This is a genomic window from Enterobacter sp. 5-4 (assembly GCF_000612205.1).
GTDB lineage: Bacteria > Pseudomonadota > Gammaproteobacteria > Enterobacterales > Enterobacteriaceae > Enterobacter > Enterobacter roggenkampii.
Genome location: NZ_JFHW01000019.1, coordinates 523,855 through 549,669 on the forward strand (window position 1 = coordinate 523,855; position 25,815 = coordinate 549,669).

At 55.4% G+C, this 25,815-nt stretch carries 25 protein-coding genes and 2 tRNA genes; 6 read left to right on the forward strand and 21 right to left on the reverse strand.

What is annotated here, in order from left to right; genetic code table 11:
• Positions 1 to 31: 31 nt before the first annotated feature.
• Together AA74_RS0112875 and AA74_RS0112880 are read right to left on the reverse strand one after the other, a co-directional pair.
• Positions 32 to 1,069, reverse strand: a complete 1,038-nt coding sequence (locus tag AA74_RS0112875) for a permease (RefSeq protein WP_023344975.1) — start codon at positions 1,067 to 1,069, stop codon at positions 32 to 34.
• Between the two features lie 39 nt (positions 1,070 to 1,108).
• On the reverse strand, positions 1,109 to 1,753 hold the full coding sequence (locus tag AA74_RS0112880) for an NAD(P)H-binding protein (RefSeq protein ID WP_023344976.1): 645 nt from the start codon (positions 1,751 to 1,753) through the stop codon (positions 1,109 to 1,111).
• A 128-nt stretch (positions 1,754 to 1,881) separates the two neighbouring features.
• On the opposite strand from AA74_RS0112880, the gene AA74_RS0112885 reads away from it, so the two are divergent.
• Positions 1,882 to 2,400, forward strand: a complete 519-nt coding sequence (locus tag AA74_RS0112885; protein ID WP_008501486.1) for a type 1 glutamine amidotransferase domain-containing protein — start codon at positions 1,882 to 1,884, stop codon at positions 2,398 to 2,400.
• Here AA74_RS0112885 and AA74_RS0112890 read toward each other — a convergent pair.
• On the reverse strand, positions 2,380 to 2,814 hold the full coding sequence (locus AA74_RS0112890; RefSeq protein ID WP_008501485.1) for a YhbP family protein: 435 nt from the start codon (positions 2,812 to 2,814) through the stop codon (positions 2,380 to 2,382). The genes AA74_RS0112885 and AA74_RS0112890 overlap by 21 nt on opposite strands.
• Before the next feature lie 14 nt (positions 2,815 to 2,828).
• Between AA74_RS0112890 and AA74_RS0112895 the strand changes: the two genes are divergently transcribed.
• On the forward strand, positions 2,829 to 3,158 hold the full coding sequence (locus AA74_RS0112895) for a GIY-YIG nuclease family protein (RefSeq protein ID WP_008501484.1): 330 nt from the start codon (positions 2,829 to 2,831) through the stop codon (positions 3,156 to 3,158).
• Here AA74_RS0112895 and AA74_RS0112900 read toward each other — a convergent pair.
• Together AA74_RS0112900 and AA74_RS0112905 are read right to left on the reverse strand one after the other, a co-directional pair.
• Positions 3,145 to 3,648 carry a GNAT family N-acetyltransferase gene (locus AA74_RS0112900; RefSeq protein ID WP_023344977.1) on the reverse strand — a complete coding sequence of 168 codons (504 nt, stop codon included), beginning with the start codon at positions 3,646 to 3,648 and terminating at the stop codon, positions 3,145 to 3,147. The two genes, AA74_RS0112895 and AA74_RS0112900, sit on opposite strands and share 14 nt — an antisense overlap.
• Positions 3,642 to 4,166, reverse strand: a complete 525-nt coding sequence (locus AA74_RS0112905; protein WP_008501482.1) for an SCP2 domain-containing protein — start codon at positions 4,164 to 4,166, stop codon at positions 3,642 to 3,644. Before AA74_RS0112905 ends, AA74_RS0112900 begins: the two co-directional genes overlap by 7 nt.
• A gap of 211 nt (positions 4,167 to 4,377) precedes the next feature.
• Between AA74_RS0112905 and AA74_RS0112910 the strand changes: the two genes are divergently transcribed.
• The 3 genes from AA74_RS0112910 to AA74_RS0112920 all read left to right on the forward strand — a co-directional run bounded on the left by AA74_RS0112910 (position 4,378) and on the right by AA74_RS0112920 (position 7,345).
• Positions 4,378 to 5,373: a peptidase U32 family protein gene (locus tag AA74_RS0112910; RefSeq protein WP_021242249.1), complete on the forward strand. Its 996-nt coding sequence runs from the start codon at positions 4,378 to 4,380 to the stop codon at positions 5,371 to 5,373.
• A gap of 7 nt (positions 5,374 to 5,380) precedes the next feature.
• Positions 5,381 to 6,259: a U32 family peptidase gene (locus tag AA74_RS0112915; RefSeq protein WP_025912548.1), complete on the forward strand. Its 879-nt coding sequence runs from the start codon at positions 5,381 to 5,383 to the stop codon at positions 6,257 to 6,259.
• Positions 6,260 to 6,337: 78 nt separating this feature from the next.
• Positions 6,338 to 7,345 carry an LLM class flavin-dependent oxidoreductase gene (locus tag AA74_RS0112920; RefSeq protein WP_023326163.1) on the forward strand — a complete coding sequence of 336 codons (1,008 nt, stop codon included), beginning with the start codon at positions 6,338 to 6,340 and terminating at the stop codon, positions 7,343 to 7,345.
• A gap of 86 nt (positions 7,346 to 7,431) precedes the next feature.
• On the opposite strand, the gene mtr is transcribed toward AA74_RS0112920, so the two are convergent.
• The 12 genes from mtr to AA74_RS0112975 form a co-directional block, all read right to left on the reverse strand.
• Positions 7,432 to 8,676: a tryptophan permease gene (gene mtr / locus AA74_RS0112925; protein ID WP_008501478.1), complete on the reverse strand. Its 1,245-nt coding sequence runs from the start codon at positions 8,674 to 8,676 to the stop codon at positions 7,432 to 7,434.
• Between the two features lie 142 nt (positions 8,677 to 8,818).
• A complete protein-coding gene (locus AA74_RS0112930; RefSeq protein ID WP_021242253.1) occupies positions 8,819 to 10,714 on the reverse strand; it encodes a DEAD/DEAH family ATP-dependent RNA helicase in 1,896 nt (631 codons plus the stop codon).
• Positions 10,707 to 10,787: a protein YrbN gene (yrbN, locus tag AA74_RS1000000123795; protein ID WP_100122156.1), complete on the reverse strand. Its 81-nt coding sequence runs from the start codon at positions 10,785 to 10,787 to the stop codon at positions 10,707 to 10,709. The genes AA74_RS0112930 and yrbN overlap by 8 nt, the downstream gene beginning before the upstream one ends.
• Before the next feature lie 107 nt (positions 10,788 to 10,894).
• Positions 10,895 to 11,779 (reverse strand): lipoprotein NlpI, encoded by an 885-nt coding sequence (nlpI, locus tag AA74_RS0112935; RefSeq protein ID WP_008501476.1) that lies wholly within the window; start codon positions 11,777 to 11,779, stop codon positions 10,895 to 10,897.
• A gap of 108 nt (positions 11,780 to 11,887) precedes the next feature.
• Positions 11,888 to 14,026, reverse strand: coding sequence for a polyribonucleotide nucleotidyltransferase (gene pnp / locus AA74_RS0112940; RefSeq protein WP_008501475.1), 2,139 nt, complete (start codon positions 14,024 to 14,026; stop codon positions 11,888 to 11,890).
• Between the two features lie 242 nt (positions 14,027 to 14,268).
• Entirely contained in the window at positions 14,269 to 14,538 is a 270-nt protein-coding gene (rpsO, locus tag AA74_RS0112945; RefSeq protein ID WP_003861789.1) for a 30S ribosomal protein S15, read from the reverse strand.
• A gap of 154 nt (positions 14,539 to 14,692) precedes the next feature.
• Positions 14,693 to 15,643, reverse strand: coding sequence for a tRNA pseudouridine(55) synthase TruB (gene truB / locus AA74_RS0112950; protein WP_025912549.1), 951 nt, complete (start codon positions 15,641 to 15,643; stop codon positions 14,693 to 14,695).
• Positions 15,643 to 16,047 (reverse strand): 30S ribosome-binding factor RbfA, encoded by a 405-nt coding sequence (gene rbfA, locus AA74_RS0112955; protein ID WP_003024988.1) that lies wholly within the window; start codon positions 16,045 to 16,047, stop codon positions 15,643 to 15,645. The genes truB and rbfA overlap by 1 nt, the downstream gene beginning before the upstream one ends.
• Before the next feature lie 89 nt (positions 16,048 to 16,136).
• On the reverse strand, positions 16,137 to 18,824 hold the full coding sequence (gene infB / locus AA74_RS0112960; protein ID WP_008501472.1) for a translation initiation factor IF-2: 2,688 nt from the start codon (positions 18,822 to 18,824) through the stop codon (positions 16,137 to 16,139).
• Positions 18,825 to 18,848: 24 nt separating this feature from the next.
• The gene (nusA, locus tag AA74_RS0112965; protein ID WP_003861798.1) at positions 18,849 to 20,351 is read right to left on the reverse strand and encodes a transcription termination factor NusA; all 1,503 of its coding nucleotides are present in this window, start codon (positions 20,349 to 20,351) and stop codon (positions 18,849 to 18,851) included.
• Between the two features lie 28 nt (positions 20,352 to 20,379).
• Positions 20,380 to 20,832, reverse strand: coding sequence for a ribosome maturation factor RimP (gene rimP, locus AA74_RS0112970; RefSeq protein ID WP_014833432.1), 453 nt, complete (start codon positions 20,830 to 20,832; stop codon positions 20,380 to 20,382).
• A 207-nt stretch (positions 20,833 to 21,039) separates the two neighbouring features.
• Positions 21,040 to 21,116, reverse strand: a tRNA-Met gene (locus AA74_RS0112975).
• A 287-nt stretch (positions 21,117 to 21,403) separates the two neighbouring features.
• On the opposite strand from AA74_RS0112975, the gene argG reads away from it, so the two are divergent.
• Positions 21,404 to 22,750: an argininosuccinate synthase gene (argG, locus tag AA74_RS0112980; RefSeq protein ID WP_023294661.1), complete on the forward strand. Its 1,347-nt coding sequence runs from the start codon at positions 21,404 to 21,406 to the stop codon at positions 22,748 to 22,750.
• Between the two features lie 179 nt (positions 22,751 to 22,929).
• Here the strand turns inward: argG and AA74_RS0112985 are convergent.
• The 4 genes from AA74_RS0112985 to folP all read right to left on the reverse strand — a co-directional run bounded on the left by AA74_RS0112985 (position 22,930) and on the right by folP (position 25,760).
• A tRNA-Leu gene (locus tag AA74_RS0112985) sits at positions 22,930 to 23,016 on the reverse strand.
• 9 nt (positions 23,017 to 23,025) lie between these two features.
• Positions 23,026 to 23,358 (reverse strand): preprotein translocase subunit SecG, encoded by a 333-nt coding sequence (gene secG / locus AA74_RS0112990; RefSeq protein ID WP_021242256.1) that lies wholly within the window; start codon positions 23,356 to 23,358, stop codon positions 23,026 to 23,028.
• Between the two features lie 223 nt (positions 23,359 to 23,581).
• Positions 23,582 to 24,919: a phosphoglucosamine mutase gene (gene glmM, locus AA74_RS0112995; protein WP_021242257.1), complete on the reverse strand. Its 1,338-nt coding sequence runs from the start codon at positions 24,917 to 24,919 to the stop codon at positions 23,582 to 23,584.
• Positions 24,912 to 25,760 carry a dihydropteroate synthase gene (gene folP, locus AA74_RS0113000; protein WP_008501468.1) on the reverse strand — a complete coding sequence of 283 codons (849 nt, stop codon included), beginning with the start codon at positions 25,758 to 25,760 and terminating at the stop codon, positions 24,912 to 24,914. The genes glmM and folP overlap by 8 nt, the downstream gene beginning before the upstream one ends.
• Between the last annotated feature and the right edge of the window lie 55 nt (positions 25,761 to 25,815).

The window sequence follows — 25,815 nt, forward strand, 5'->3', positions numbered from 1 at the left end:
GCCCGGTAAGCGTAGCGCCACCGGGCGTTTTTCACAGAAGCGCAATACTTCCCACCATCACCCCGCTCAACGCCACCAGCCCCGCGGTGAGCCACAGCGCTTTCGCCGGGAATGACTTACGCAGCATAATCAGCGACGGCAGGCTGATGGCCGGTAACGTGATGAGCAATGCCAGTGCCGGTGCGGTGCCCATGCCGGCCAGCATCATGGTCTGAACAATAGGAATTTCTGCGGCGGTAGGGATCACAAACAGGCAGCCTGCAACGGCCATCGCAATGACCCACAACAGCGTGTTGTCGATAGCGCCATCCGCATGCGGGAAGAGCCAGACGCGCGCCGCCCCGAGAACCAGCACCGCCAGGATATAGACCGGGATGGTGCTCCAGAAAAGCTGCCATAGCGCCCTGCCCCAGCGCGCAAAGAACCCGCCCTGCGGCTCGCTGACGTCCAGCTCAACAGACGCGGACTCTGGCGCCTTATCCTTCACCAGATTCTGCACCAGCGTCGCCACCACCAGCACGGTCAGCAGTCCGGCCACCAGACGAATGAACGCGAAATGCCAGCCCAGGACAAAGCCCATAAACACCAGCGTCGCCGGATTGAGCAGCGGGTTGCCCATCCAGAACGCCAGCGCGCCGCCCATCGACACGCGCTGGCGGCGCATCCCTGCCGCCACGGGCGCAGCGCAGCAGGAGCACATCATGCCCGGCAGGGAGAAGATCGTTCCCAGCAGCGTCCCCTGAAAGCGCGGCTGTCCGAGGGTTTTCACCAGCCAGTTGCGCGGGATCAGCACCTGAATCAGTGAGCCCAGGATCACGCCTAAGACGGCGGCCTTCCAGACGGCAAGGAAGTAGACCATGGCATAGTCCCACGCCGCCTGAAGCGGGCTGGCATCCGCCTGAGCGAGAATAGATTTACCGATGCTGTGCGTTTCGGCGGCGGTGAAGGCTTTGCCGTAGTACGGCTGCCATTTCACGTACCAAAGGCCAACGATGACCACGAGAAAGAAGAGTGCGGGCTTCCACCATTGAACAGGTGTTGCCGCCTGAGATGAAGACTGACCAGTCATAGCATTCCCCGGAGAGTATGAGTAATTAGCCGGGGGAGTTTACGCCTCGCCCTGCGCGATTTCACGCAGTTTTGCCGAAGGGATAATGTTTACGCCCGCTTTCGACGGAGCCAGTCCCTCTTTTAACAGCGCACGCGCGACGTCCCGCGCCTCGATAGATTTCCAGTTGCCGGGCAGGATCCGAAACAGCGGGGCAAATATCGACTCGTTAAAGCGGCGCTCGTCCCGGTGGCCGATCAGCATTGAGGGGCGCACAATCGTCAGCTGCTCCCATTTCTGCGCAATCAGCGCATCCTCCATCTTGCCCTTCACCTTGTTGTAGAAGAAAGGCGATCCGGCACTGGCGCCCAGCGCGCTGACCACCAGAAAATGTCTGGCTCCCAGCTTTTTCGCCGCAAGCGCGGTGTCCACCACCAGCGTATAGTCGGCGTGGATAAATGCCTCTTTGCTACCCGCCTCCCGACGCGTGGTGCCCAGACAGCAAAAGGCGATATCAATCGGGTCCTGGACCTGCGCCAGCGCATCCGTCAGCTGGGGATCGTGCGGATTAAAGACCCCGGAGATGTCCACCAGCGGTCGACGCGTCGGGGCGGCGATGTAGTTCACGCGGCGATCCTGAATCAGCAGCCGCAGCAGATGATCGCCCACTAGCCCGGTAGCCCCGGTAATCAGTACCTGACTCATCGTATCCCCTTTACAGAATTGTCCGTTTGCGAACTCAGCGTCGTCGACCACACTTAGAAGTCTGTTACAGGTAAGTATTTACCACAAGCGGAGAAAAATCAGTCTGAAGCCAAAACAACGGAGGAAGCATGGGCAAGAAAATCGCAGTCTTGATTACCGACGAGTTTGAAGATTCAGAATTCACCTCTCCTGCAGAGGCGTTCCGCAAGGCGGGACATGAGGTCATCACCATCGAGAAAGAGGCGGGCAAAACGGTGAAAGGCCATAAGGGCGAGGCCAGCGTGACCATCGACGAGACTATCGATAACGTGAGCCCCTCAGATTTTGACGCCCTGCTTTTACCCGGCGGCCATTCACCGGATTCCCTGCGCGGAGACGAGCGCTTCGTAACCTTCACCCGGGACTTTGTCTCTACCGGCAAACCGGTCTTTGCCATCTGTCACGGGCCGCAGTTGCTCATCAGCGCGGAGGTTGTACGCGGGCGTAAGCTCACGGCGGTGAAACCGATCGTTATCGATCTGAAAAATGCGGGGGCCGAGTTTTACGATCAGGAGGTGGTCAACGACAAAGACCAGCTGATCACCAGCCGGACCCCGGACGATCTCCCGGCGTTTAACCGCGAAGCGCTACGCCTGCTCGGCGCGTAACCAGTGCAGCTTCTTGCCAAAGCCCAGGGTGTTGTCGGTAAATTTCAGCTCATCGAGGCGGATTTCCCACACCGGGGCTTTTAGCGCAGCGGCGACCGGAAAGCGGCGCGTGTAGTGCTTGCGACGCGCGTCGCTCTCTTCTCCGTCCAGTCGACGGATTTCCCCCTTAAACTGTACCCCACGGATCAGCGCGACTGTCTTCGGCTGGCCATTTACCGTGCCCGCGACTTTTGCCTGCTGGCCGGTCATCTGCGCATGACGCGTTTTGTCTTCGCTCATGACGTAAAACGCGACGCGCTCCGGATCGTAGTAGTAAAACGCGTTTGCGCACCACATCTCACCCTCGCTGTAGACGCACCAGGTGACGACGTGCTGCTTCGCCAGCCAGCGGTTAATGGCGGCCAGTGTTTCCATTTTCGTTCTCTCTCATGCTATGGTGCGTTCACCTTAACATACTGAATCTGTTTACCGTGTGCTGGTTTCTCTATCTTGTCCGAACCGCTGATAACGCACTCTACACCGGGATCACCACCGATGTGGCGCGGCGTTTTTTACAACATCAAACGGGGAAAGGGGCAAAAGCGCTGCGGGGGAAAGGAGAATTACAGCTCGCCTTTTCGGCGCCCGTCGGTGACCGATCGTTGGCGCTCAGGCTGGAATACCGCATCAAACAGCTGACGAAGCGCCAGAAAGAGCGCCTCGTGACCGGAGACGGCTCCTTTGAGGCGCTACGCGAGAGCCTGATTAAAAGCGATTGAAATGGTCGTGGTATTCGACCAGACCATTGACGCCGTTGAGCGCGTCGTCCGCAAGACGGTGCACCTGGAAAGCGGATTCCGTACCCGGCCAGCGGCAGCGCAGATCGTAATGCGCGGCCTGCTCGAAGCCCAAACGGCCATAGAATGCCGGATCGCCCAGCGTTACAACGGCCGCATAACCGAACTCATTGAGCGAATCCAGCCCTTCATAGACCAGCTGGCGCGCTAGCCCCTGCCCGCGATAGTTTTCATCCACCGCCAGCGGTGCCATACCGACCCACTGCAGATCTTCGCCCTGAACGATGACCGGACTGAAGGCAACATAGCCCACCACCTGACCTTCATCATCGGTGGCAACCAGCCCCAGCGTGATCAGGCCGTCTTCACGGAGATCGTGGACCAGTTGGGCTTCCGCATCGCTCTCAAAAGCGCGGCGTAATAACGCATCGATACCCGGTGCATCAATCCCAATTTCGACTCGAATCAGCATGGCTCACCTACTGAAGTGTGTTTACTGTCCGGCGGGGTTTTCAGCCCGGCCTCAACGAAATCTGCCATTTGCATTAACATTACGCGCAGCGCTTTCGGCATCTGCTCCAGCTCAATGGCATCCATTAAATTCTTAACGTACAGGCCCAGCTCCGTGTCGCCTTCAATCACCAGACGGCGCTGGAAGAAGAGCGTATCCGGATCCTGCTTGCGCGCGGCGATCATCAGCAGATCGCTGGCGTTGGCGCTAAAGCTCACGTCCGCCTCGGCGGTTTCGCGGACGATCAGCTGGTCATTCTCAACGGAGGTAAACCAGCGCAGCCCGATGTCACGTACCTCAATGCTCAACCAGCGGCCTTCCAGGAATTCCAGCTCGCCATCCTGCAGCGCCTGGCGGAACTGCCAGCTCAGGACCTGCTCCAGCACCTGACGTTTAAGCGCGAACGGCGCCAGCTTTACCGGCACGCTCAGCATTGATGGGCCAAATTGTACGAGACGTGAACGCAGTTTATCCAGCACGAGCTTTACTCCCTGATATCTATAGTCCTGCTATTTTGCCATATCCGACGCATAACATAGCGGCGTAAATCAACAAACCGTCGTCCGGACAACCTCATTATTGGTGCCATCAATACGCCATTAGCTGCCTTAAATCAAAAATTGTCGCGTATGGGTTAATTAAAATCCCAGCTCGTTAACATTTTTGCGATCGACAACATCAGGATAAATTATGGAGCTGCTCTGCCCTGCCGGAAACCTTCCGGCGCTTAAGGCGGCCATCGAAAATGGGGCCGATGCGGTCTATATCGGGCTGAAAGATGACACCAATGCCCGCCATTTTGCTGGCCTCAACTTTACGGAGAAAAAGCTTCAGGAAGCCGTTAACTTCGTTCACCAGCACCGCCGCAAGCTGCACATCGCCATCAATACCTTTGCTCATCCTGACGGCTACGCCCGCTGGCAGCGCGCGGTGGATATGGCGGCACAGCTGGGTGCCGATGCACTGATTCTGGCCGACCTCGCCATGCTTGAGTATGCGGCAGAACGCTATCCCCATATTGAGCGCCACGTCTCTGTTCAGGCATCTGCCACCAACGAAGAGGCCGTGCGTTTTTATCACCGAAACTTTGACGTGGCCCGCGTGGTGCTGCCGCGCGTACTCTCTATTCATCAGGTTAAGCAACTCGCGCGCGTCACGCCAGTGCCGCTGGAAGTTTTTGCCTTTGGTAGCCTGTGCATTATGGCCGAAGGCCGTTGCTATCTTTCCTCCTATTTGACCGGCGAGTCGCCAAATACCGTCGGGGCCTGCTCCCCTGCCCGCTTCGTTCGCTGGCAGCAAACGCCGCAGGGGCTGGAATCTCGCCTGAATGAGGTGCTGATCGACCGCTATCAGGACGGTGAAAACGCCGGTTATCCTACCCTGTGTAAAGGCCGCTATTTGGTGGACGGCGAGCGTTACCACGCGCTGGAAGAGCCCACCAGTCTTAACACGCTGGAGCTGCTGCCGGAACTGCTGGCGGCCAATATCGCCTCGGTGAAAATTGAAGGTCGCCAGCGCAGCCCGGCGTACGTGAGCCAGGTGGCGAAAGTGTGGCGTCAGGCTATCGACCGCTGCATGGCGGACCCGCAGAACTACGCGCCGCAGCAGGCCTGGATGGAGACGCTCGGATCGATGTCCGAAGGCACGCAAACCACGCTGGGCGCGTATCACCGTAAATGGCAGTGAGAAAATCATGAAATATTCATTAGGGCCGGTGCTTTACTACTGGCCAAAAGAGACGCTGGAAGATTTTTACCAACAGGCCGCCACCAGCAGCGCCGATGTGATTTACCTCGGCGAAGCGGTGTGCAGCAAACGCCGGGCGACGAAAGTGGGCGACTGGCTGGAGATGGCGAAAAGCCTGGCGGGAAGCGGCAAACAGGTGGTGCTTTCCACGCTCGCGCTGGTGCAGGCCTCTTCTGAACTGGGCGAGCTGAAACGCTACGTTGAGAACGGCGATTTCCTGCTGGAAGCGAGCGATCTCGGCGTGGTGAACATGTGTGCCGAGCGCAAGCTGCCGTTTGTCGCGGGTCATGCCCTGAACTGCTACAACGCGGTGACCCTGCGCCTGCTGCTCAAACAGGGGATGACGCGCTGGTGCATGCCGGTGGAACTCTCCCGCGACTGGCTGGCAAACCTGCTCACGCAGTGTGAAGAGCTGGGCATTCGCAACAAGTTTGAAGTGGAAGTGCTGAGCTACGGACATCTGCCGCTGGCCTATTCCGCCCGCTGCTTTACCGCACGCTCGGAAGACCGTCCGAAAGACGAGTGCGAAACCTGCTGTATTAAGTATCCGAACGGGCGCAGCATGCTGTCCCAGGAGAATCAGCAGGTGTTTGTTCTCAACGGTATTCAGACCATGAGCGGCTATGTCTATAACCTGGGCAACGAGCTGGCGTCGATGGACGGGCTGGTCGATATGGTGCGCCTGTCGCCGCTGGATACCGGCGTGTTCGCGATGCTGGATGCCTTCCGCGCTAACGAAAATGGAGCTGCTCCGCTGCCGCTGACGGCAAACAGCGACTGTAACGGCTACTGGAAGCGTCTGGCCGGGCTGGAACTTCAGGCTTAAAAAAGGCTCACTTTGTTAACAACGGTTATCATTTTTTAATGCAGTATTAAAGATTCACCGTCGACAAAGTGAGCTGTTATGACTGACAAAACCCTTCCGTTTTCGGTGCTGGATCTGGCGCCGATCCCACAAGGCTCCTCGGCAAGAGAAGCCTTTTCGCACTCTCTGGATCTGGCTCAGCTGGCCGAAAAGCGTGGCTATCACCGCTACTGGCTGGCCGAACACCACAACATGGTGGGCATTGCCAGCGCCGCTACCTCGGTACTGATTGGTTATCTGGCGGCAAACACCACCACGCTGCACCTGGGCTCCGGCGGCGTGATGTTGCCGAACCACGCCCCGCTGGTGATCGCCGAGCAGTTCGGCACGCTGAATACCCTCTATCCGGGCCGTATTGATTTAGGGCTTGGCCGTGCGCCGGGCAGCGATCAGCCGACCATGCGCGCCCTGCGCCGCCATATGAGCGGCGATATCGACAACTTCCCGCGCGACGTGGCCGAACTGGTGGACTGGTTCGACGCGCGTGACCCGAACCCGCACGTGCGCCCGGTACCGGGTTACGGCGAGAAGATCCCGGTCTGGCTGCTGGGCTCAAGCCTCTACAGCGCGCAGCTTGCCGCCCAGCTGGGGCTGCCGTTTGCGTTTGCCTCGCATTTCGCACCGGATATGCTGCATCAGGCACTGCATCTCTACCGCACGCACTTCAAACCGTCCGAGCGTCTGGAGAAACCGTACGCGATGGTCTGTATCAACATTATTGCCGCCGACAGCAATCGCGACGCGGAATTCCTGTTCACCTCCATGCAGCAGGCGTTTGTGAAGCTGCGTCGCGGTGAGACGGGCCAGCTTCCGCCGCCGGTGGAGAATATGCATCAGCTGTGGTCAGCTTCAGAGCAGTATGGCGTACAGCAGGCGCTGAGCATGTCGCTGGTGGGTGATAAAGCGAAAGTGCGTCACGGGCTGGAAGCAGTGCTGCGCGAAACGCAGGCGGATGAAATTATGGTTAACGGCCAGATTTTCGATCACCAGGCACGTTTGCACTCGTTTGATTTGGCCATGCAGGTGAAAGAGGAGTTGGTGGGGTAGCCTTTTTGCCAGGTGGCGCTTCGCTTACCTGGCCTACGGGGACGCGTAGGCCGGATAAGGCGTAGCCGCCATCCGGCACAAAATGTTTACTGGTACACCGGCAACAGATTAAAACTCGACAGGACATGTACCAGGGCATTGCCCGCGCCAAACACCAGGATCAGCGCAATCATCGGCTTGCCGCCCCAGACGCGGAATTTCGGGCTGCCGAAGCGTTTACGTGATTTGCGGGCCAACAGCGCCGGCACAATCGCCGCCCAGATGGTTGCCGCCAGACCGGCATAGCCGATGGCGTACAGGAAACCGTTCGGCCACAGCAGGCCGCCCACAATCGGCGGCAGGAAGGTCAGCAGCGCGGTTTTGAAGCGCCCCATCGCGGAATCATCAAAGCCAAACAGATCCGCCAGGTAGTCAAACAGGCCCAGCGTCACGCCGAGGAAAGAGCTCGCCACCGCGAAGTTAGAGAAGATCACCAGCAGTAAATCCAGGCTGCGGCTGTTCAGCACGCCGCTCAGGGCCTGCACCAGCACATCAATGTTACCGCCCTTCTGCGCAATACCGATAAACTCCGGGCGCGGGATATTGCCCATCGTCCCGAGCAGCCAGATGACGTACAGCGCCAGCGCCAGCAGCGTGCCGTAGACCAGACACTTCACAATCGTGCGCGGATCCTTGCCGTAGTACTTCATCAGGCTCGGCACGTTACCGTGGTAGCCAAACGACGCCAGGCAGAACGGCAGGGTCATCAGCAGGTAAGGCGTATAGGAGGTATTCACTTCGGCAACGTTAAACAGCGTGGCAGGCGTCACGTGCCCCAGCAGGCTGCCGAAGGTCAGGAAGAAGGTGATGACCTTCGCGCCCAGCACGATCGCCGTCATCCGGCTCACCGCTTTGGTACTCATCCAGACGATAAACGCCACGCCCAGCGCAAAGCACAGCCCGGCCAGACGCGCCGGTACGTTCAGCGACATCTCCGAGAAGGTGTGATGCAGAATCGAACCACTTGCCGAGATATACGCGTAGGTCAGAATATAGAGCACAAACGCGATGGACAGCCCGTTCACCAGGTTCCAGCCTTTGCCCAGCAGGTCTTTGGTGATGGTGTCGAAGCTCGCGCCAATGCGGTAGTTCAGGTTGGCTTCGAGGATCATTAGCCCGGAATGGAGCATACAGAACCAGGTAAAGACCAGCGCGGCCAGCGACCAGAAGAACCACGCACCGGACATGACCACGGGCAGGGAGAACATCCCGGCACCTATAATGGTTCCGCCGATGATCACCACGCCGCCAAGCAGCGAAGGTGACGTTTGGGTGGTGGTTAGTGTCGCCATACAGCCTTTTCTCCAGTCAATCATGCGGTTCTGCATTTTAATGTGACGCACTGTACCAGTACAAGAGTACAAAGGGAATAAAAAAAGCCCCGATAGCATGTATCGGGGCTGTATATTTTACTTTACGTCAGAAGCGTAAGGCTTACGCGTCACCGAAACGACGACGGCTGGTGCCTTCTTCACGACGCGGGCCACGGCTTTCACGGCGCTCGCCGGAGAAACGACGACCTTCACCACCGCGACCTTCGCTGCGACCGCCTTCACGACGCTCGCCGCCGAAACCGCGACCACCGCCACGACGTTCGCCGCCACGGTCAGGGCGTGGCTGTGCATCGCCCAACAGCTGCATGTTCATCGGCTTGTTCAGGATGCGGGTACGCGTAAAGTGCTGCAGTACTTCACCCGGCATGCCTTTCGGCAGCTCGATGGTAGAGTGGGAGGCGAACAGCTTGATGTTACCAATGTAACGGCTGCTGATGTCGCCTTCGTTAGCGATAGCGCCAACGATGTGACGAACTTCAACGCCATCATCACGGCCCACTTCAATGCGGTACAGTTCCATATCGCCTGCGTCGCGACGTTCGCGACGAGGACGGTCTTCACCACCACGCTCTGGACGGTCACCACGTGGGCCACGATCGTTACGGTCGCCACGACGTTCGAAGCGGTCGTCACGGTCACGGAATTCACGCTTAGGACGCATCGGTGCATCTGGTGGCACGATCAGGCTACGTTCGCCCTGAGCCATTTTCAGCAGTGCTGCAGCCAGGGTTTCCATGTCCAGCTCTTCGCCTTCAGCAACAGGCTGAATCTGCGACAGCAGCGCACGGTACTGATCCAGATCGCTGCTTTCCAGCTGCTGCTGTACTTTGGCGGCGAATTTTTCCAGACGGCGTTTGCCCAGCAGCTCTGCGTTTGGCAGGTCCGCTTCTGGAATGGTCAGCTTCATGGTGCGTTCGATGTTACGCAGCAGACGACGCTCGCGGTTCTCAACGAACAGCAGCGCACGGCCAGCACGACCCGCACGACCGGTACGGCCGATACGGTGAACGTAAGACTCGGAATCCATCGGGATGTCGTAGTTAACAACCAGGCTGATACGCTCAACGTCCAGACCACGTGCTGCCACGTCGGTTGCAATCAGGATATCCAGACGACCGTCTTTCAGACGCTCCAGAGTCTGCTCACGCAGGGCCTGGTTCATGTCGCCGTTCAGCGCTGCGCTGTTGTAGCCGCTACGCTCCAGGGCTTCAGCCACTTCCAGGGTCGCATTTTTGGTACGAACGAAGATAATCGCCGCATCAAAATCTTCCGCTTCCAGGAAACGTACCAGCGCTTCGTTTTTACGCATGCCGTATACAGACCAGTAGCTCTGGCTGATGTCCGGGCGAGTGGTTACGCTGGACTGAATACGCACTTCCTGAGGTTCTTTCATGAAGCGTTTGGTGATACGACGAATCGCTTCCGGCATGGTGGCAGAGAACAGCGCGGTCTGATGACCGTCCGGGATCTGCGCCATGATGGTTTCAACGTCTTCGATGAAGCCCATACGCAGCATTTCATCTGCTTCATCCAGTACCAGACCGCTCAGTTTAGAGAGGTCCAGGGTACCGCGCTTCAGGTGATCCAGCAGACGGCCCGGCGTACCGACAACAATCTGTGGGCCCTGGCGCAGGGCGCGTAACTGCACGTCATAACGCTGGCCGCCGTACAGGGCAACCACGTTTACGCCGCGCATATGTTTAGAGAATTCCGTCATGGCTTCTGCAACCTGAACAGCCAGTTCACGGGTTGGAGCCAGAACGAGGATCTGCGGTGCACGCAGGTCCGGATCAATGTTGTTCAGCAGCGGCAGCGAGAACGCTGCAGTTTTACCGCTACCAGTCTGGGCCATGCCCAGCACGTCACGACCAGAAAGCAGGTGTGGGATACACTCAGCCTGGATCGGAGATGGTTTTTCGTAACCCAGATCGTTAAGGGCTTCAAGGATAGGAGCCTTCAGGCCCAGATCTGCAAAAGTGGTTTCGAATTCAGCCATGTAGTACGAGTGCCTCAATGTCAATGGCGGCCAGTCTACTTAGCTCATCGTGAAAATGATTAGCAATTTTCATTGAAAAGTGTGAACCGGCTCAAAGTAGGTGTATTGACGAACAACAACGCCCTCACCAGTTAAGGTGATGGCAATCAAAAGATTACGGGCTGATGTTTATGTCGTCAGCTATTGCTGGTCCGATTCTGCCAGGTCGTCTTGCTCCTGGCCCAAGAGCGATAATTCCAACAATGCATAACGGTGCTCAACGAAGTTGTGTACGTTGTTAGCAACCGCTAATTTGAACAGTGCCGTAGCGCTGTCCTTATCCCCCAGACTTAGGTAGTACTTACCTAAATAGAAGTTGGTTTCACTGAGATGCTCAGCGAGCGAGGTGTTATCCGTTGCGTCCGCCTTGAGGCGTTCCATCAGCGTTGCTTCGCTAATGTTGCCCAGGTAGAACTCGACAATGTTCCATCCCCACTGTTCCTTGTCCGATTTATCGAAGCGCTGTTTCAGTGCTTCTTTTGCCTGCTTCTCATCGAGCTTCCGCTCAACGATGTAAAGCCACAGGCTACGGAAAGGATCATTAGGATCGTCTTGATAAAACGCCAGCAGATCATCTTGCGCTAACTTGTCACGACCGCCGTAATACAATGCGATACCGCGATTCAAGTGCGCGTAGTTGTAAGTTGGATCAAGCTCAAGTACAGAATCAAACGCTTCATAGGCAGCATCAAAATTGCCTGCCTGCGTTAAATAAATGCCTAAGTAATTGAATACTTCAGGCATATCAGGTCGGATAGCCAGCGCTTGTGAAAAATCATTTCGCGCCAATGCCCTCAGACCGAGACTATCATACAACACTCCGCGCTCATATAAAAGCTGTGCGCGTTCGTCATCGGTTAAAGCCCGACTGGCAAGTATTTGTTCCATGCGTGCCAGGATCACTTCCTGCTGCAAAGTCGGTTGCAATGGCACTGCGAGGACTTCGCTCTTACGCCAGGCAGAGTTGCTGCATCCTGCCAGCGTTAAAGCTGTCGCAACGAAACACCAGCGCAAAAAAGGCTTCATTTCCCACTCCCGAAGACAACTATTGGATGAACGTCCTGTCCCCCGGCGGCTTAACAAGGCGTCCTGCCTGATAATAGGCCCTCCGCAAAGCGGAGGGCAAATGGCAACTTACTCGCCTTGCTGTTCTGCTGCCTGTGCTTCTGGCGCAGCAGCTGGCTGAGACTGCTCGGTTGCTTCTTTAATGCTCAGACGGATACGGCCCTGGCGATCGACTTCCAGAACTTTAACCGGCACTTCCTGACCCATCTGCAGGTAATCGGTCACTTTCTCAACGCGCTTGTCAGCGATCTGAGAGATGTGAACCAGACCTTCTTTACCGCCGCCGATGGCAACGAACGCACCAAAGTCAACGATACGGGTCACTTTACCTGCATAGACGCGGCCCACTTCGATTTCTGCAGTGATTTCTTCGATGCGACGGATCGCGAATTTCGCTTTCTCGCCGTCGGTTGCTGCGATCTTCACGGTACCGTCATCTTCGATTTCGATGGTGGTGCCGGTCTCTTCGGTCAGCGCACGGATTACGGAACCGCCCTTACCGATAACATCTTTGATCTTGTCTGGATTGATCTTGATGGTGTGAATACGCGGTGCGAATTCAGAGATATCACCGCGTGGCGCGTTAATCGCCTGTTCCATCACGCCCAGGATGTGCAGACGTGCACCTTTAGCCTGGTTCAGCGCAACCTGCATGATCTCTTTGGTGATACCTTCAATTTTGATATCCATCTGCAGCGCAGAGATACCGTCGCGGGAACCCGCCACTTTGAAGTCCATATCGCCGAGGTGATCTTCGTCGCCCAGAATGTCAGACAGAACAACATAGTTGTCGCCTTCTTTCACCAGGCCCATTGCGATACCCGCAACGGCGGCTTTGATTGGCACGCCTGCATCCATCAGCGCCAGAGAGGCACCGCACACGGAAGCCATGGAAGAAGAACCGTTAGATTCGGTGATTTCAGACACCACACGTACGGTGTACGGGAATTTGTCTGCTTCTGGCATCACTGCCAGCACGCCGCGCTTCGCCAGACGACCGTGACCAATTTCACGACGCTTCGGTGAGCCAACCATGCCGGTTTCACCTACGGAGTACGGAGGGAAGTTGTAGTGGAACAGGAAGCTGTCAGTGCGCTCGCCCATCAGTTCGTCGATGATCTGCGCGTCACGGGCTGTACCCAGGGTCGCGGTAACCAGCGCCTGCGTTTCACCACGGGTGAACAGCGCAGAACCGTGAGTACGTGGCAGCACGCCAGTACGCACGTCCAGACCACGGATCATGTCTTTTTCACGGCCATCGATACGCGGCTCGCCAGCCAGAACGCGGCTACGAACAACGTTTTTCTCGATAGCGTGCAGGATTTCGCCAATTTCGTTAGCGTCCAGCGTTTCGTCTTCGGCAACCAGGGTCGCGGTTACTTCAGATTTGATCACATCAACCTGAGCGTAACGCTCCTGTTTGTCGGTGATGCGGTATGCATCGCTCAGACGAGATTCTGCCAGAGCTGCAACGCGTGCATTCAGCGCATCGTTAGCTGCTTCAGGCTGCCAGTCCCAACGTGGTTTACCGGCTTCTTTCACCAGGTCGTTGATGTTCTGGATAACAACCTGCTGCTGGTCATGGCCGAAGACCACAGCACCCAGCATCTGATCTTCGCTCAGCAGTTCAGCTTCGGATTCAACCATCAGCACAGCGGCTTCGGTACCCGCAACCACCAGGTCCAGCTTACTTTCTTTCAGCTCTTCCTGAGTTGGGTTCAGCACGTACTGGTCGTTGATGTAACCGACGCGCGCGGCACCGATTGGGCCATTGAATGGAATACCAGACAGTGACAGGGCTGCGGACGCACCGATCATCGCCACGATGTCCGGGTTAACCTGTGGGTTAACGGAAACAACGGTCGCGATAACCTGCACTTCGTTGACGAAGCCTTCCGGGAACAGCGGGCGAACCGGGCGGTCAATCAGACGCGCGATCAGGGTTTCGCCTTCGCTTGGACGGCCTTCACGACGGAAGAAACCACCCGGGATTTTACCGGCAGCGTAGGTACGCTCCTGGTAGTTAACGGTCAGCGGGAAGAAGTCCTGACCTGGTTTAGCTTTTTTCTGGCCAACAACGGTAACGAATACCGCGGTGTCATCCATGCTTACCATAACGGCAGCAGTCGCCTGACGTGCCATCATGCCGGTTTCCAGCGTGACGGTATGTTGACCATACTGGAATTTACGAACGATCGGATTCAGCAAAGTTCTGTCCTTTCTTAAATGTTTGACAGCACACCACCGGTGTGCTGTCGATTTGACCCGACCTTCTTCGCATCCTCGCGACTAATGACAACCAACACCCCCCTGGGTGAAGCCTCTCATTAGCCGCGCGAACCTCTGCAATGAAGATCATTTATAGCAACAATACAATAGTTTCCAGTGAATTGCTGCCGTCTGCTTGAAAAAAGGGGCCATCAGGCCCCCTTTTCTGAAACTCGCAAGACTTAGCGACGCAGACCCAGACGCTCGATCAGCGCGGTGTAGCGTGCAACATCTTTACGTTTCAGGTAGTCGAGCAGTTTACGACGCTGAGAAACCATACGCAGCAGACCACGACGGCTGTGGTGATCTTTTTTGTGCTCTGCAAAGTGACCCTGCAGGTGGTTAATCTGTGCAGTCAGCAGTGCAACCTGAACTTCGGTAGAACCGCTGTCGTTAGTACCACGACCAAACTCAGAAACGATTTTAGCTTTAGCTTCAACGCTTAGAGACATTTTCAAACTCCAAAGTATAAAGAATGTAAGGATGCCGATCTCTAATTCAGCAATCCCATGTACGCCCCGCAGATTGTTAAACAATTTACCAGGCGTTAAGCGGCGATATTCTACTCGTCTCCCCTGCTTATCGCAAGGTGAGCCGTTATTACCGTCACGCGTCGACCGGATATTCGACGACCAGACGACGCGGCGCAACGCGCCCTTCGCCATCCATTTCGCCCATGCCGATGAATTTCCCTTCGTCACCTTCAGTCACGCGTACCAGGCCTTCCAGCGGCGCATCTGACGTACGAACCGGGTTGCCGTTCTTAAAGTAAACGGACGATGTTAAAGGAAGATTAACAACCGGGAAGTCCGCAGCCGGACTGTCCATCGGCATCAGCAACGGATCCAGCAAATCTGCCGGCGCGATCCCCTGCGCTTCAGCCTGTTCAACCAGCTCGCGCAGATGTTCCAGGGTCACCATTCGCTCCACCGGGTACTTGCTCACCGCAAGGCGACGCAGGTAAATCACATGCGCGCCGCAGCCCAGCTTTTCACCGAGGTCATCAATGATGGTGCGAATATAGGTCCCTTTCGAACAGTGCACTTCCAGCTCCAGCTCATCACCTTCGTGGCGAATAAAGAGCAGCTCATACACGGTAATCGGACGGGCTTCACGCGGGACGTCAATGCCCTGGCGCGCATATTCGTAGAGTTTTTTGCCCTGATACTTTAGCGCCGAATACATCGACGGCACCTGCATCGTCTCCCCACGGAAGCTCTCCAGCGCCGCATCAAGCTGCTCCGCACTGAAGGTCACCGGACGCTCTTCCACGACCTGACCATCCGCGTCGGAGGTATCCGTGCGCTGACCCAGCTTAGCGATAACGCGGTAACGCTTATCGGAGTCGAGCAGATACTGGGAAAACTTTGTCGCCTCTCCCAGGCAGATCGGCAGCATGCCGGTTGCCAGCGGATCGAGCGCGCCGGTGTGGCCCGCTCGGTTGGCGTTAAAAATACGCTTCACTTTTTGCAGCACGTCGTTGCTGGAAGCGCCCTGGGGTTTATCCAGCAGCAGCACACCATGCACGTCGCGACCACGACGACGAGGACGACTCATCAGTCCTCCTTGCTGTCGTCCGCCGGGTTAACACGACGCTCATCGTCATGTTTCACCACGCTGGTCACCAGGTTGGACATACGCATACCTTCGACCAGCGAGTTGTCGTAGAAGAAGGTCAGTTCAGGCACGATACGCAGGCGCATCGCTTTGCCGAGCAGAGAGCGGATGAAACCAGAGGCTTCCTGCAGCGCTTTAATGCCGTTTTTCACTGCGGCTTCGTCCTGATCGTTCAGGAAGGTGACGAACACTTTTGCATAGGCCAGGTCGCGGGACATTTCCACACCGGAAACGGTGGTCATCATGCCGACGCGCGGGTCTTTGATTTCACGTTGCAGAATGAGTGCGATCTCTTTCTGCATTTCCTGCGCTACGCGCTGAGGGCGACCAAATTCTTTCGCCATAATAAATTCTCCAGACAAAAAAGGGGCTAAAGCCCCTTTTTGAAATTATTGCCGGGTGGCGCGAGGCGATCCCGGCTTACAATCGGAAATTAAGCGATGGTACGCTGAATTTCGATGATCTCGAACACTTCGATCATATCGCCAACGCGAACGTCGTTGTAGTTCTTCACGCCGATACCACATTCCATGCCGTTACGGACTTCGTTAACGTCATCTTTGAAGCGGCGCAGGGATTCCAGCTCGCCTTCATAGATAACCACGTTGTCACGCAGTACGCGGATTGGGTTGTGACGCTTGATGTTACCTTCGGTAACCATACAGCCCGCGATCGCACCGAATTTCGGTGATTTGAACACGTCACGTACTTCAGCCAGACCGATGATCTGCTGTTTCAGCTCAGGAGACAGCATGCCGCTCATCGCTGCTTTCACTTCGTCGATCAGGTTATAGATGACGGAGTAGTAACGCAGATCCAGGCTTTCGGATTCAATCACTTTACGCGCAGAGGCATCCGCACGAACGTTGAAGCCAACCAGGATAGCGTTGGAGGCAGCAGCCAGGGTCGCGTCGGTTTCGGTGATACCACCTACGCCAGAACCGATGATCTTCACTTTCACTTCGTCGGTAGACAGTTTCAGCAAGGAGTCGGAGATCGCTTCCACAGAACCCTGAACGTCGGCTTTCAGAACGATGTTCACTTCGTGAACTTCGCCATCGGTCATGTTGGCAAACATGTTCTCGAGTTTAGATTTCTGCTGACGAGCCAGTTTAACTTCACGGAATTTGCCCTGACGATACAGTGCCACTTCACGCGCTTTCTTCTCGTCACGCACAACGGTCACTTCGTCACCAGCAGCCGGAACGCCGGACAGACCCAGGATTTCCACTGGAATGGACGGACCTGCTTCCAGCACTTCCTGACCCAGTTCGTTACGCATCGCACGAACGCGACCGTATTCGAAACCGCACAGAACGATATCGCCTTTATGCAGCGTACCTTCACGAACCAGAACGGTAGCAACAGGGCCACGTCCTTTATCCAGGAAGGATTCGATAACCGCACCGCTCGCCATACCGTTACGGATGGCTTTCAGCTCCAGAACTTCGGCCTGCAGCAGGATCGCGTCCAGCAGTTCGTCGATACCGGTACCCGCTTTCGCAGACACGTGTACGAACTGGCTTTCGCCGCCCCACTCTTCCGGCAGGATACCGTACTGGGAAAGTTCGTTTTTAACACGATCGGGATCCGCTTCTGGCTTATCGATCTTGTTCACTGCAACCACAACCGGCACACCCGCTGCTTTCGCGTGCTGGATAGCTTCGATGGTCTGCGGCATGACGCCGTCGTCTGCAGCAACAACCAGAACAACGATATCCGTCGCCTGAGCACCACGAGCACGCATGGAGGTAAACGCGGCGTGGCCTGGGGTATCCAGGAAGGTGATCATACCGTTGTCAGTTTCTACGTGGTATGCACCGATGTGCTGAGTAATACCACCCGCTTCGCCAGAGGCAACCTTGGTAGAGCGAATGTAGTCAAGCAGCGAGGTTTTACCGTGGTCAACGTGACCCATGATGGTCACTACCGGTGCGCGCGGTTCTGCCGCAGCACCTGTGTCACGGTCGCTCATTACTGCTTCTTCCAGCTCGTTTTCACGACGCAGGATAACTTTGTGGCCCATCTCTTCCGCAACCAGCTGCGCAGTTTCCTGATCGATCACCTGGTTGATGGTTGCCATCGCGCCCAGCTTCATCATTGCTTTGATGACCTGAGAGCCTTTAACCGCCATCTTGTTCGCCAGTTCGCCAACGGTAATGGTTTCGCCGATCACAACGTCACGGTTAACGGCCTGAGCAGGCTTCTGGAAGCCCTGCTGCAGAGCGGAACCTTTACGCTTGCCGCCTTTACCACCGCGAACAGCCGCACGTGCTTCTTCACGGTCAGCTTTGGATTCCGCGTGCTTGTTGCCTTTTTTCGCCGGACGCGCTGCTTTTGCATTACGACCACGGCCACGGCCGCCTTCTACTTCACGGTCGTTATCATCTTCAGCCTGACGTGCGTGCTGAGAAGTGGTCACGTGATAGTCGCTGGTGTCTTCAGACTGCTCAGCGGTATCAACACCGTTCTTCTCATTTTCTTCTGCCATGCGACGCGCTTCTTCGGCGACGCGGCGAGCTTCTTCTTCCAGCTTACGGCGGGCTTCTTCTTCCGCTTTACGCTTCAGCTCGGCAGCTTCATTTTCACGGCGGGCTTTTTCAGCCTGGGCGGTTTTGGTCATTTCGTCTGTCTGTTGATTGCTCACTTTGTCTTTTTCCGCAGCGTCACGCTTCACTTTATCACTTGCGTCGCGTTTCGCTTTTTCTGCGGCCTCACGTTCAGCTTTTAATTCTGCTTCACGTTTAGCGGCTGCTTCCGCCTCACGCTGAGCTTGTTCTTCCGCTTCACGCTGTGCCTGCTCTTCCGCGGCAAGGCGTTCTGCCTCTTGCGGATCACGTTTTACAAAGGTGCGCGTCTTGCGGACTTCAATTTGTACCGATTTGCTTTTGCCACCGGTACCAGGGATGTTTAACGTGCTACGCGTTTTGCGCTGCAGCGTTAACTTGTCAGGCGTAGAGCCGTGTTCACGGTTCAGGTGCGTTAACAAGGTTTGTTTTTCTTGCGCGGTCACCGAGTCATCAGCGGACTTCGGGATCCCTGCATCAGCAAATTGCTGTACCAGGCGGTCCACGGAGGTCTGAATCTCAGCAGCCAGCGATTTTACAGTTACATCAGTCATGCTGTTCCTTCCTGCTACAGTTTATTACGCTTCGTCGCCGAACCAGCAAATATTACGTGCGGCCATGATGAGCTCGCCGGCTTTCTCGTCGGTTAAACCTTCGATATCAGCCAGGTCATCAACGCCTTGCTCAGCGAGATCTTCCAGCGTACAAACACCACGGGCAGCCAGCTTGAACGCAATCGCACGATCAAGACCTTCCAGATTCAGCAGGTCATCAGCCGGCTTCTTATCGCCAAGGCTTTCTTCCTGAGCCAGTGCCAGGGTGGTCAGTGCGTTTTTAGCGCGTTCACGCAGGGCTTCAACGGTTGGTTCATCCAGACCGTCAATTTCCAGCAGCTCTTTCATTGGCACATAGGCCAGTTCTTCCAGCGTAGAGAAACCTTCTTCAACCAGAACAGTGGCGAAATCTTCGTCAATATCCAGGTATTTGGTGAAGGTATCGATCGCCGCATGGGCTTCAGCCTGATGCTTAGCCTGCAGGTCATCAACGGTCATGACGTTGAGTTCCCAGCCGCTCAGCTGTGACGCCAGGCGTACGTTCTGACCGTTACGGCCGATTGCCTGCGCCAGGTTGCCCGCTTCAACAGCGATATCCATGGTGTGTTTGTCTTCGTCAACAACGATAGACGCCACATCAGCCGGAGCCATTGCGTTGATCACGAACTGCGCCGGGTTGTCATCCCACAGAACGATATCAATACGTTCGCCGCCCAGCTCAGTAGAAACTGCCTGGACACGCGCACCGCGCATACCGACGCAAGCACCGACCGGGTCGATACGCTTGTCGTTGGTTTTCACCGCAATTTTCGCACGGGAGCCCGGATCGCGAGCCGCCGCTTTAATTTCGATAACTTCTTCACCGATTTCCGGTACTTCGATACGGAACAGTTCTACCAGCATTTCTGGTTTAGAACGGGTCACGAACAGCTGCGCACCGCGAGCTTCTGGACGCACAGCGTACAGAACACCACGAATACGGTCGCCCGGACGGAAGTTTTCACGCGGCAGCATATCTTCACGCAGGATCACGGCTTCAGCGTTACCCGGCAACCCTTCGGATTTGATCTCCAGGGAGATGTTGTCGCGGTTCACTTTCTTCACCACGCCAGTGATGATTTCGCCTTCCTGATCGCGGAACTGATCGACAACCAGCGCGCGCTCGGCTTCGCGCACTTTCTGCACGATAACCTGTTTAGCGGTCTGGGTAGTGATACGGTCGAAGGTCACAGACTCAATCTGATCTTCAACGTAGTCACCCACGTTCAGACTTTCGTCTTCAAAACGGGCGGCTTCCAGCGTGATCTCTTTAGTCGGCTGGGTCACTTCTTCAACGATTACCCAACGACGGAATGTATCGAAGTCACCGCTTTTACGATCGATTTCTACGCGAACATCGATCTCTTGTTCGTATTTTTTCTTGGTTGCTGTAGCCAGTGCACTTTCCAGCGCTTCAAAAATCTTCTCACGCGGCAGTGATTTCTCGTTGGAGACGGCTTCAACAACAGCCAAAATTTCTTTGTTCATCGCGGGCTTTTCACCTCAATCCAGACTGTTAAAAGTGGGGAACCAGGTTCGCCTTCTGGATATTACTCAGCGCGAACACTTCATCTTTGCCTTCGACTGTCACCGTGATCATTTCACCATCAACGGCTTTGATAATTCCCTGCCATTTACGGCGGTTCTGTACGGCCATACGCAGAACGAGAGCCACTTCTTCACCGGTAAAGCGCACATAGTGCTCGGCCGTGAACATCGGGCGATCGAGGCCAGGTGAGGAAACTTCCAGGTTGTACGCAACGGTAATTGGGTCTTCAACATCAAGAACCGCACTCACCTGGTGGCTGACATCAGCACAATCATCAACATTGATGCCATCTTCACTATCAATATAGATGCGCAGCGTCGATGTACGGCCGCGAACGAATTCGATGCCGACCAGTTCGTAGCCCAGTGCTTCGACCGGTGCAGTAATCATCTCTGTTAATTTTTGCTCTAATGTGGACAAGCCCACCCCCAAGACATAAAAAAAGGGCGTAAAGCCCAGTTATTCTGTAGTCAGATAACAAAAAACCCCGATAAATCGGGGCTTTAGATAACTGAACCCTATAGCCACAACTGTGGCCTGGAGCACTCTCCGAAAGAATTTTTTCAAATCCAGCTACGAAGGCTCTAAGTCTTCACAGTATATTTGAAAAAGAACTTTATGGGAAAGTGGTTGCGGGGGCCGGATTTGAACCGACGACCTTCGGGTTATGAGCCCGACGAGCTACCAGGCTGCTCCACCCCGCGCCTGAAACGTGGCAAATTCTACGCGTTTTGGACAGAATTTGCAAATAATGCTGGGATTTGGTACCGAAGACGGGACGTAAAATCGGCGTTTAGTATATTGATAGTTGACCCCACCTGTCAAGGCGACTTCCGCCAGATCGATCAGACCAAAATTTTTACAAAAAACGCACGAGTCTCTTCCGGTCTTCGCCAAAAGATGATTAAATGAATACTCACTTATTTTGCATAAAAATGCACAAGAGAGCGAAAGCGGTCTCTAATCAGTCAATCAAGCAGGGTTTTATTCTATGACGACGATTCTCAAGCATCTTCCGGTAGGACAACGTATTGGCATCGCTTTCTCAGGTGGCCTGGATACCAGCGCTGCACTGCTGTGGATGCGCCAGAAGGGAGCGGTTCCGTATGCTTATACTGCGAACCTGGGTCAGCCGGATGAGGACGACTATGATGCCATTCCTCGTCGCGCGAAAGAGTATGGTGCAGAGAACGCGCGCCTGATTGACTGCCGTAAGCAACTGGTCGCGGAAGGTATCGCGGCGATTCAGTGTGGTGCATTCCATAACACCACCGGCGGCCTGACCTATTTCAACACCACCCCGCTGGGCCGTGCGGTCACCGGTACCATGCTGGTTGCCGCCATGAAAGAAGACGGCGTCAACATCTGGGGTGATGGCAGCACCTATAAAGGAAACGATATTGAACGTTTCTATCGTTATGGCCTGCTGACCAACGCCGAATTGCAGATCTACAAACCGTGGCTGGATACCGACTTCATCGACGAGCTGGGTGGTCGTCATGAGATGTCCGAGTTTATGATCGCCTGCGGCTTTGACTATAAGATGTCCGTCGAGAAAGCCTACTCCACCGACTCCAACATGCTGGGTGCGACGCACGAAGCAAAAGACCTGGAATTCCTGAACTCCAGCGTGAAGATCGTTAACCCAATCATGGGCGTGAAGTTCTGGGATGAGAACGTGAAGATCCCGGCAGAAGAAGTGACCGTGCGTTTCGAACGTGGTCATCCGGTTGCGCTGAACGGCAAAACCTTCTCTGATGACGTTGAGCTGATGCTGGAAGCTAACCGTATTGGTGGTCGTCACGGCCTGGGCATGAGCGATCAGATTGAAAACCGTATCATCGAAGCGAAAAGCCGTGGCATCTATGAAGCCCCGGGAATGGCGCTGCTGCATATTGCTTACGAGCGTCTGCTGACTGGTATTCACAACGAAGACACCATTGAGCAGTATCACTCTCATGGCCGTCAGCTGGGCAAACTGCTGTATCAGGGCCGCTGGTTCGATCCGCAGGCGCTGATGCTGCGTGATGCGCTTCAGCGTTGGGTGGCGAGTGCAATTACCGGTGAAGTGACCCTGGAACTGCGTCGCGGTAACGACTACTCCATCCTGAACACCGTGTCTGATAACCTGACCTATAAAGCAGAGCGTCTGACCATGGAGAAAGGTGAGTCAGTGTTCTCACCGGACGATCGTATTGGCCAGCTGACCATGCGTAACCTGGACATCACCGATACCCGTGAGAAGCTGTTCAACTATGTTGAGAATGGCCTGCTCTCTGCGAATTCAGGTAACGGCCTGCCGCAGGTTGAAAACCTGGAACACAGCGATAAGAAATAATCGATAATGAAACATGCAAAAGGCGCCCAATGGGCGCCTTTTTGTTCGGCTTTTGTAGGGCGGGTAAGCGCAGCGCCACCCGCCATTTTGCCCGGTGGCGCTGCGCTTACCGGGCCTACGAACGGCAAAAGCTACAGACGAAAAAAAAGACGTCTTTCGACGTCTTTCTTCTGGAATATTGGTACCGAGGATGGGACTCGAACCCACAAGCCCGTTAGGGCACTACCACCTCAAGGTAGCGTGTCTACCAATTCCACCACCTCGGTACGGAATACTTACTGCGGGATATCGCTGGTTGGCTTAGCCGGTGCAGCTGGCTGAGTCTGCTCAGTTTTTGCTGGCGCGCTCAGGTTTTCCCACTCGCTTCCTTTGCTGGTCTTGTTGCTGTTGATATTGCCAAGCACCAGACTGATGATGAAGAACAGCGTCGCCAGAATCGCCGTCGTGCGGGTCATGAAGTTCGCAGAACCACTTGAACCGAACAGCGTACCGGAAGCGCCTGCTCCGAAGGAGGCTCCCATATCAGCGCCTTTACCTTGCTGCAGCATAATCAGCGCTACGAGAGCGATGGCTACAATAAGGAAAACAACTAAAAGAGCTTCGTACATAATCAACCTGTTCCTTGCGGATTTGCCGCATACCAATGCTTCGACCAATTAGCAGGATTTCTGTTTCCCACTGAAGCGGGTGTGAATACTAACCAAAGCGAATCACCTTCGCAAGGGCATTTTCGACGCATTGTATCAACTGCGGAAAAAAACAGCAAAAAGCCATTAATTGCTTAAAACAAAGGCGGCAAACGCCGCCTTTTTAAACATTTAGCGTGCAAGATTATGCAGCTTTAACAGCATCCGCAATACGGTGCGCAAATTCGGTTACCTGCGCTTCGTCTTCGCCTTCCACCATCACGCGGATCAGCGGTTCAGTACCAGACTTACGCAGCAGCACGCGTCCACGGCTGCCCAGGGCCGCTTCAACGTCAGCCATTACCGCTTTCACGTTCTCATTTTCCAGCGGATCGCCTTTGCCGGCAGTGAAACGTACGTTTACCAGGATCTGTGGGAACATTTTCATGCCGCTACACAGATCGTGCAGGCTCATATGGTTTCGCGCCATGGCGGCAACCACCTGCAACGCGGCCACAATACCGTCACCGGTGGTGGTTTTGTCGAGCAGGATCACGTGACCTGAATTCTCAGCGCCGATACGCCAGCCCTTCTCCTGCAATTTTTCCAACACATAGCGGTCACCCACTTTCGCGCGAACGAACGGAATACCGAGCTGTTTCAGCGCCAGTTCCAGGCCCATGTTACTCATCAGCGTCCCGACCGCACCGCCGCGCAGCTGACCCTGACGCAGACCTTCACGCGCAATAATGTAGAGGATCTGGTCGCCGTCGACCTTGTTACCTTCGTGATCAACCATGATCACGCGGTCACCATCGCCGTCCAGCGCAATACCCAGATCGGCTTTTTCTGCCAGCACGCGCGCCTGCAGGGCACGAACGTCCGTCGCACCGACCTGCTCGTTGATGTTCAGACCATCCGGCTCACAGCCGATGGCGATTACTTTCGCACCCAGTTCGCGGAAGACATTCGGGGCGATGTGATAGGTCGCGCCATTTGCACAGTCCACCACAATTTTGAGGTGGGCCAGGCTCAGCTCATTCGGGAAGGTGCCTTTACAGAATTCGATATAGCGACCCGCCGCATCAACGATACGGTTCGCTTTACCCAGCTCGGCGGAATCAACACAGGTGATCTCTTTTTCCATTTCAGCTTCAATGGCTTCTTCCACCTCATCCGGCAGCTTGGTGCCATCAATAGAGAAGAACTTAATGCCGTTGTCGTAGAACGGGTTGTGAGAGGCCGAGATAACAATCCCCGCTTCCGCACGGAAGGTGCGCGTCAGATACGCGACCGCAGGCGTTGGCATTGGGCCTGTAAAAGAGGCGGACAGTCCAGCCGCCGCCAGTCCCGCTTCCAGCGCGGACTCCAGCATATAGCCGGAAATACGAGTGTCTTTACCGATGATAATTTTACGTGAGCCATGACGCGCCAGAACCTTGCCGGCAGCCCAGCCGAGCTTCAGGACAAAATCAGGGGTGATGGGAGCATCGCCTACGCGCCCACGGATACCGTCGGTACCAAAATATTTACGATTACTCATAGCGTTTGTTTTCCTTCGCTGCCAGTGTGGCTTCCACCACACGCATGGCTTCTACTGTTTCTTTGACGTCATGGACACGAATGATGTGCGCACCCTGCATCGCCGCAATCACCGCGCAGGCCAGGCTGCCGCTCAGGCGTTCGCTCGGGCCTACATTCAGCAACTGGCCAATCATCGACTTTCTCGACATCCCCACCAGCAGCGGCAGGCCAAAATGATGAAATTCCGATAAGCGCGCAAGCAGCGCATAGTTGTGTGAGAGATTTTTACCGAAACCGAACCCCGGGTCGAGCAGCAATTTCTCTTTTGGGATACCGGCACGTTCACAACGTTCGATATGCTCAATAAAGAAGCGATTTACGTCGGCAAAGACATCGTCATACTTCGGCGCGTCCTGCATGGTTTTCGGTTGCCCCTGCATATGCATCAGGCAAACCGGCAGCCCGGTTTCCGCAGCCGCCTCAATCGCTCCCGGCTCGGTAAGTGAACGAATATCATTGATAATGTGAGCGCCCACTTTCGCAACTTCTCGGATCACTTCCGGTTTGGAGGTATCTACTGAGATCCACACTTCAAACCGCTGCGCGATTGCTTCAACGACCGGCACCACGCGCGCCAGCTCTTCTTCCACAGACACGTCCGCCGCACCGGGGCGCGTCGATTCGCCGCCAACATCAATGATGGTGGCACCTGCATTAATCATTAAATTCGCATGCTTAACCGCCTCGATAAGCGTGTTATGCGTGCCGCCGTCAGAGAAGGAGTCAGGGGTAACATTCAGGATCCCCATCACATGGGGATGTGAAAGATCGAGATGCGAGTCCTGAGCGAATAATTTCATGGCGAAATCCCTGATATCTAAATGGTTAAACAGAAATGAAAAACCCCGGAGCAAG

Bases quoted from the DNA above. Each gene is read 5' to 3' on its own strand.
- AA74_RS0112875 (WP_023344975.1), bottom strand. From the start codon at position 1,069: ATGACTGGTCAGTCTTCATCTCAGGCGGCAACACCTGTTCAATGGTGG.
- AA74_RS0112880 (WP_023344976.1), bottom strand. From the start codon at position 1,753: ATGAGTCAGGTACTGATTACCGGGGCTACCGGGCTAGTGGGCGATCAT.
- AA74_RS0112885 (WP_008501486.1), top strand. From the start codon at position 1,882: ATGGGCAAGAAAATCGCAGTCTTGATTACCGACGAGTTTGAAGATTCA.
- AA74_RS0112890 (WP_008501485.1), bottom strand. From the start codon at position 2,814: ATGGAAACACTGGCCGCCATTAACCGCTGGCTGGCGAAGCAGCACGTC.
- AA74_RS0112895 (WP_008501484.1), top strand. From the start codon at position 2,829: ATGCTATGGTGCGTTCACCTTAACATACTGAATCTGTTTACCGTGTGC.
- AA74_RS0112900 (WP_023344977.1), bottom strand. From the start codon at position 3,648: ATGCTGATTCGAGTCGAAATTGGGATTGATGCACCGGGTATCGATGCG.
- AA74_RS0112910 (WP_021242249.1), top strand. From the start codon at position 4,378: ATGGAGCTGCTCTGCCCTGCCGGAAACCTTCCGGCGCTTAAGGCGGCC.
- AA74_RS0112915 (WP_025912548.1), top strand. From the start codon at position 5,381: ATGAAATATTCATTAGGGCCGGTGCTTTACTACTGGCCAAAAGAGACG.
- AA74_RS0112920 (WP_023326163.1), top strand. From the start codon at position 6,338: ATGACTGACAAAACCCTTCCGTTTTCGGTGCTGGATCTGGCGCCGATC.
- mtr (WP_008501478.1), bottom strand. From the start codon at position 8,676: ATGGCGACACTAACCACCACCCAAACGTCACCTTCGCTGCTTGGCGGC.
- AA74_RS0112930 (WP_021242253.1), bottom strand. From the start codon at position 10,714: ATGGCTGAATTCGAAACCACTTTTGCAGATCTGGGCCTGAAGGCTCCT.
- yrbN (WP_100122156.1), bottom strand. From the start codon at position 10,787: ATGAAAATTGCTAATCATTTTCACGATGAGCTAAGTAGACTGGCCGCC.
- nlpI (WP_008501476.1), bottom strand. From the start codon at position 11,779: ATGAAGCCTTTTTTGCGCTGGTGTTTCGTTGCGACAGCTTTAACGCTG.
- rpsO (WP_003861789.1), bottom strand. From the start codon at position 14,538: ATGTCTCTAAGCGTTGAAGCTAAAGCTAAAATCGTTTCTGAGTTTGGT.
- truB (WP_025912549.1), bottom strand. From the start codon at position 15,643: ATGAGTCGTCCTCGTCGTCGTGGTCGCGACGTGCATGGTGTGCTGCTG.
- rbfA (WP_003024988.1), bottom strand. From the start codon at position 16,047: ATGGCGAAAGAATTTGGTCGCCCTCAGCGCGTAGCGCAGGAAATGCAG.
- infB (WP_008501472.1), bottom strand. From the start codon at position 18,824: ATGACTGATGTAACTGTAAAATCGCTGGCTGCTGAGATTCAGACCTCC.
- nusA (WP_003861798.1), bottom strand. From the start codon at position 20,351: ATGAACAAAGAAATTTTGGCTGTTGTTGAAGCCGTCTCCAACGAGAAA.
- argG (WP_023294661.1), top strand. From the start codon at position 21,404: ATGACGACGATTCTCAAGCATCTTCCGGTAGGACAACGTATTGGCATC.
- secG (WP_021242256.1), bottom strand. From the start codon at position 23,358: ATGTACGAAGCTCTTTTAGTTGTTTTCCTTATTGTAGCCATCGCTCTC.
- glmM (WP_021242257.1), bottom strand. From the start codon at position 24,919: ATGAGTAATCGTAAATATTTTGGTACCGACGGTATCCGTGGGCGCGTA.
- folP (WP_008501468.1), bottom strand. From the start codon at position 25,760: ATGAAATTATTCGCTCAGGACTCGCATCTCGATCTTTCACATCCCCAT.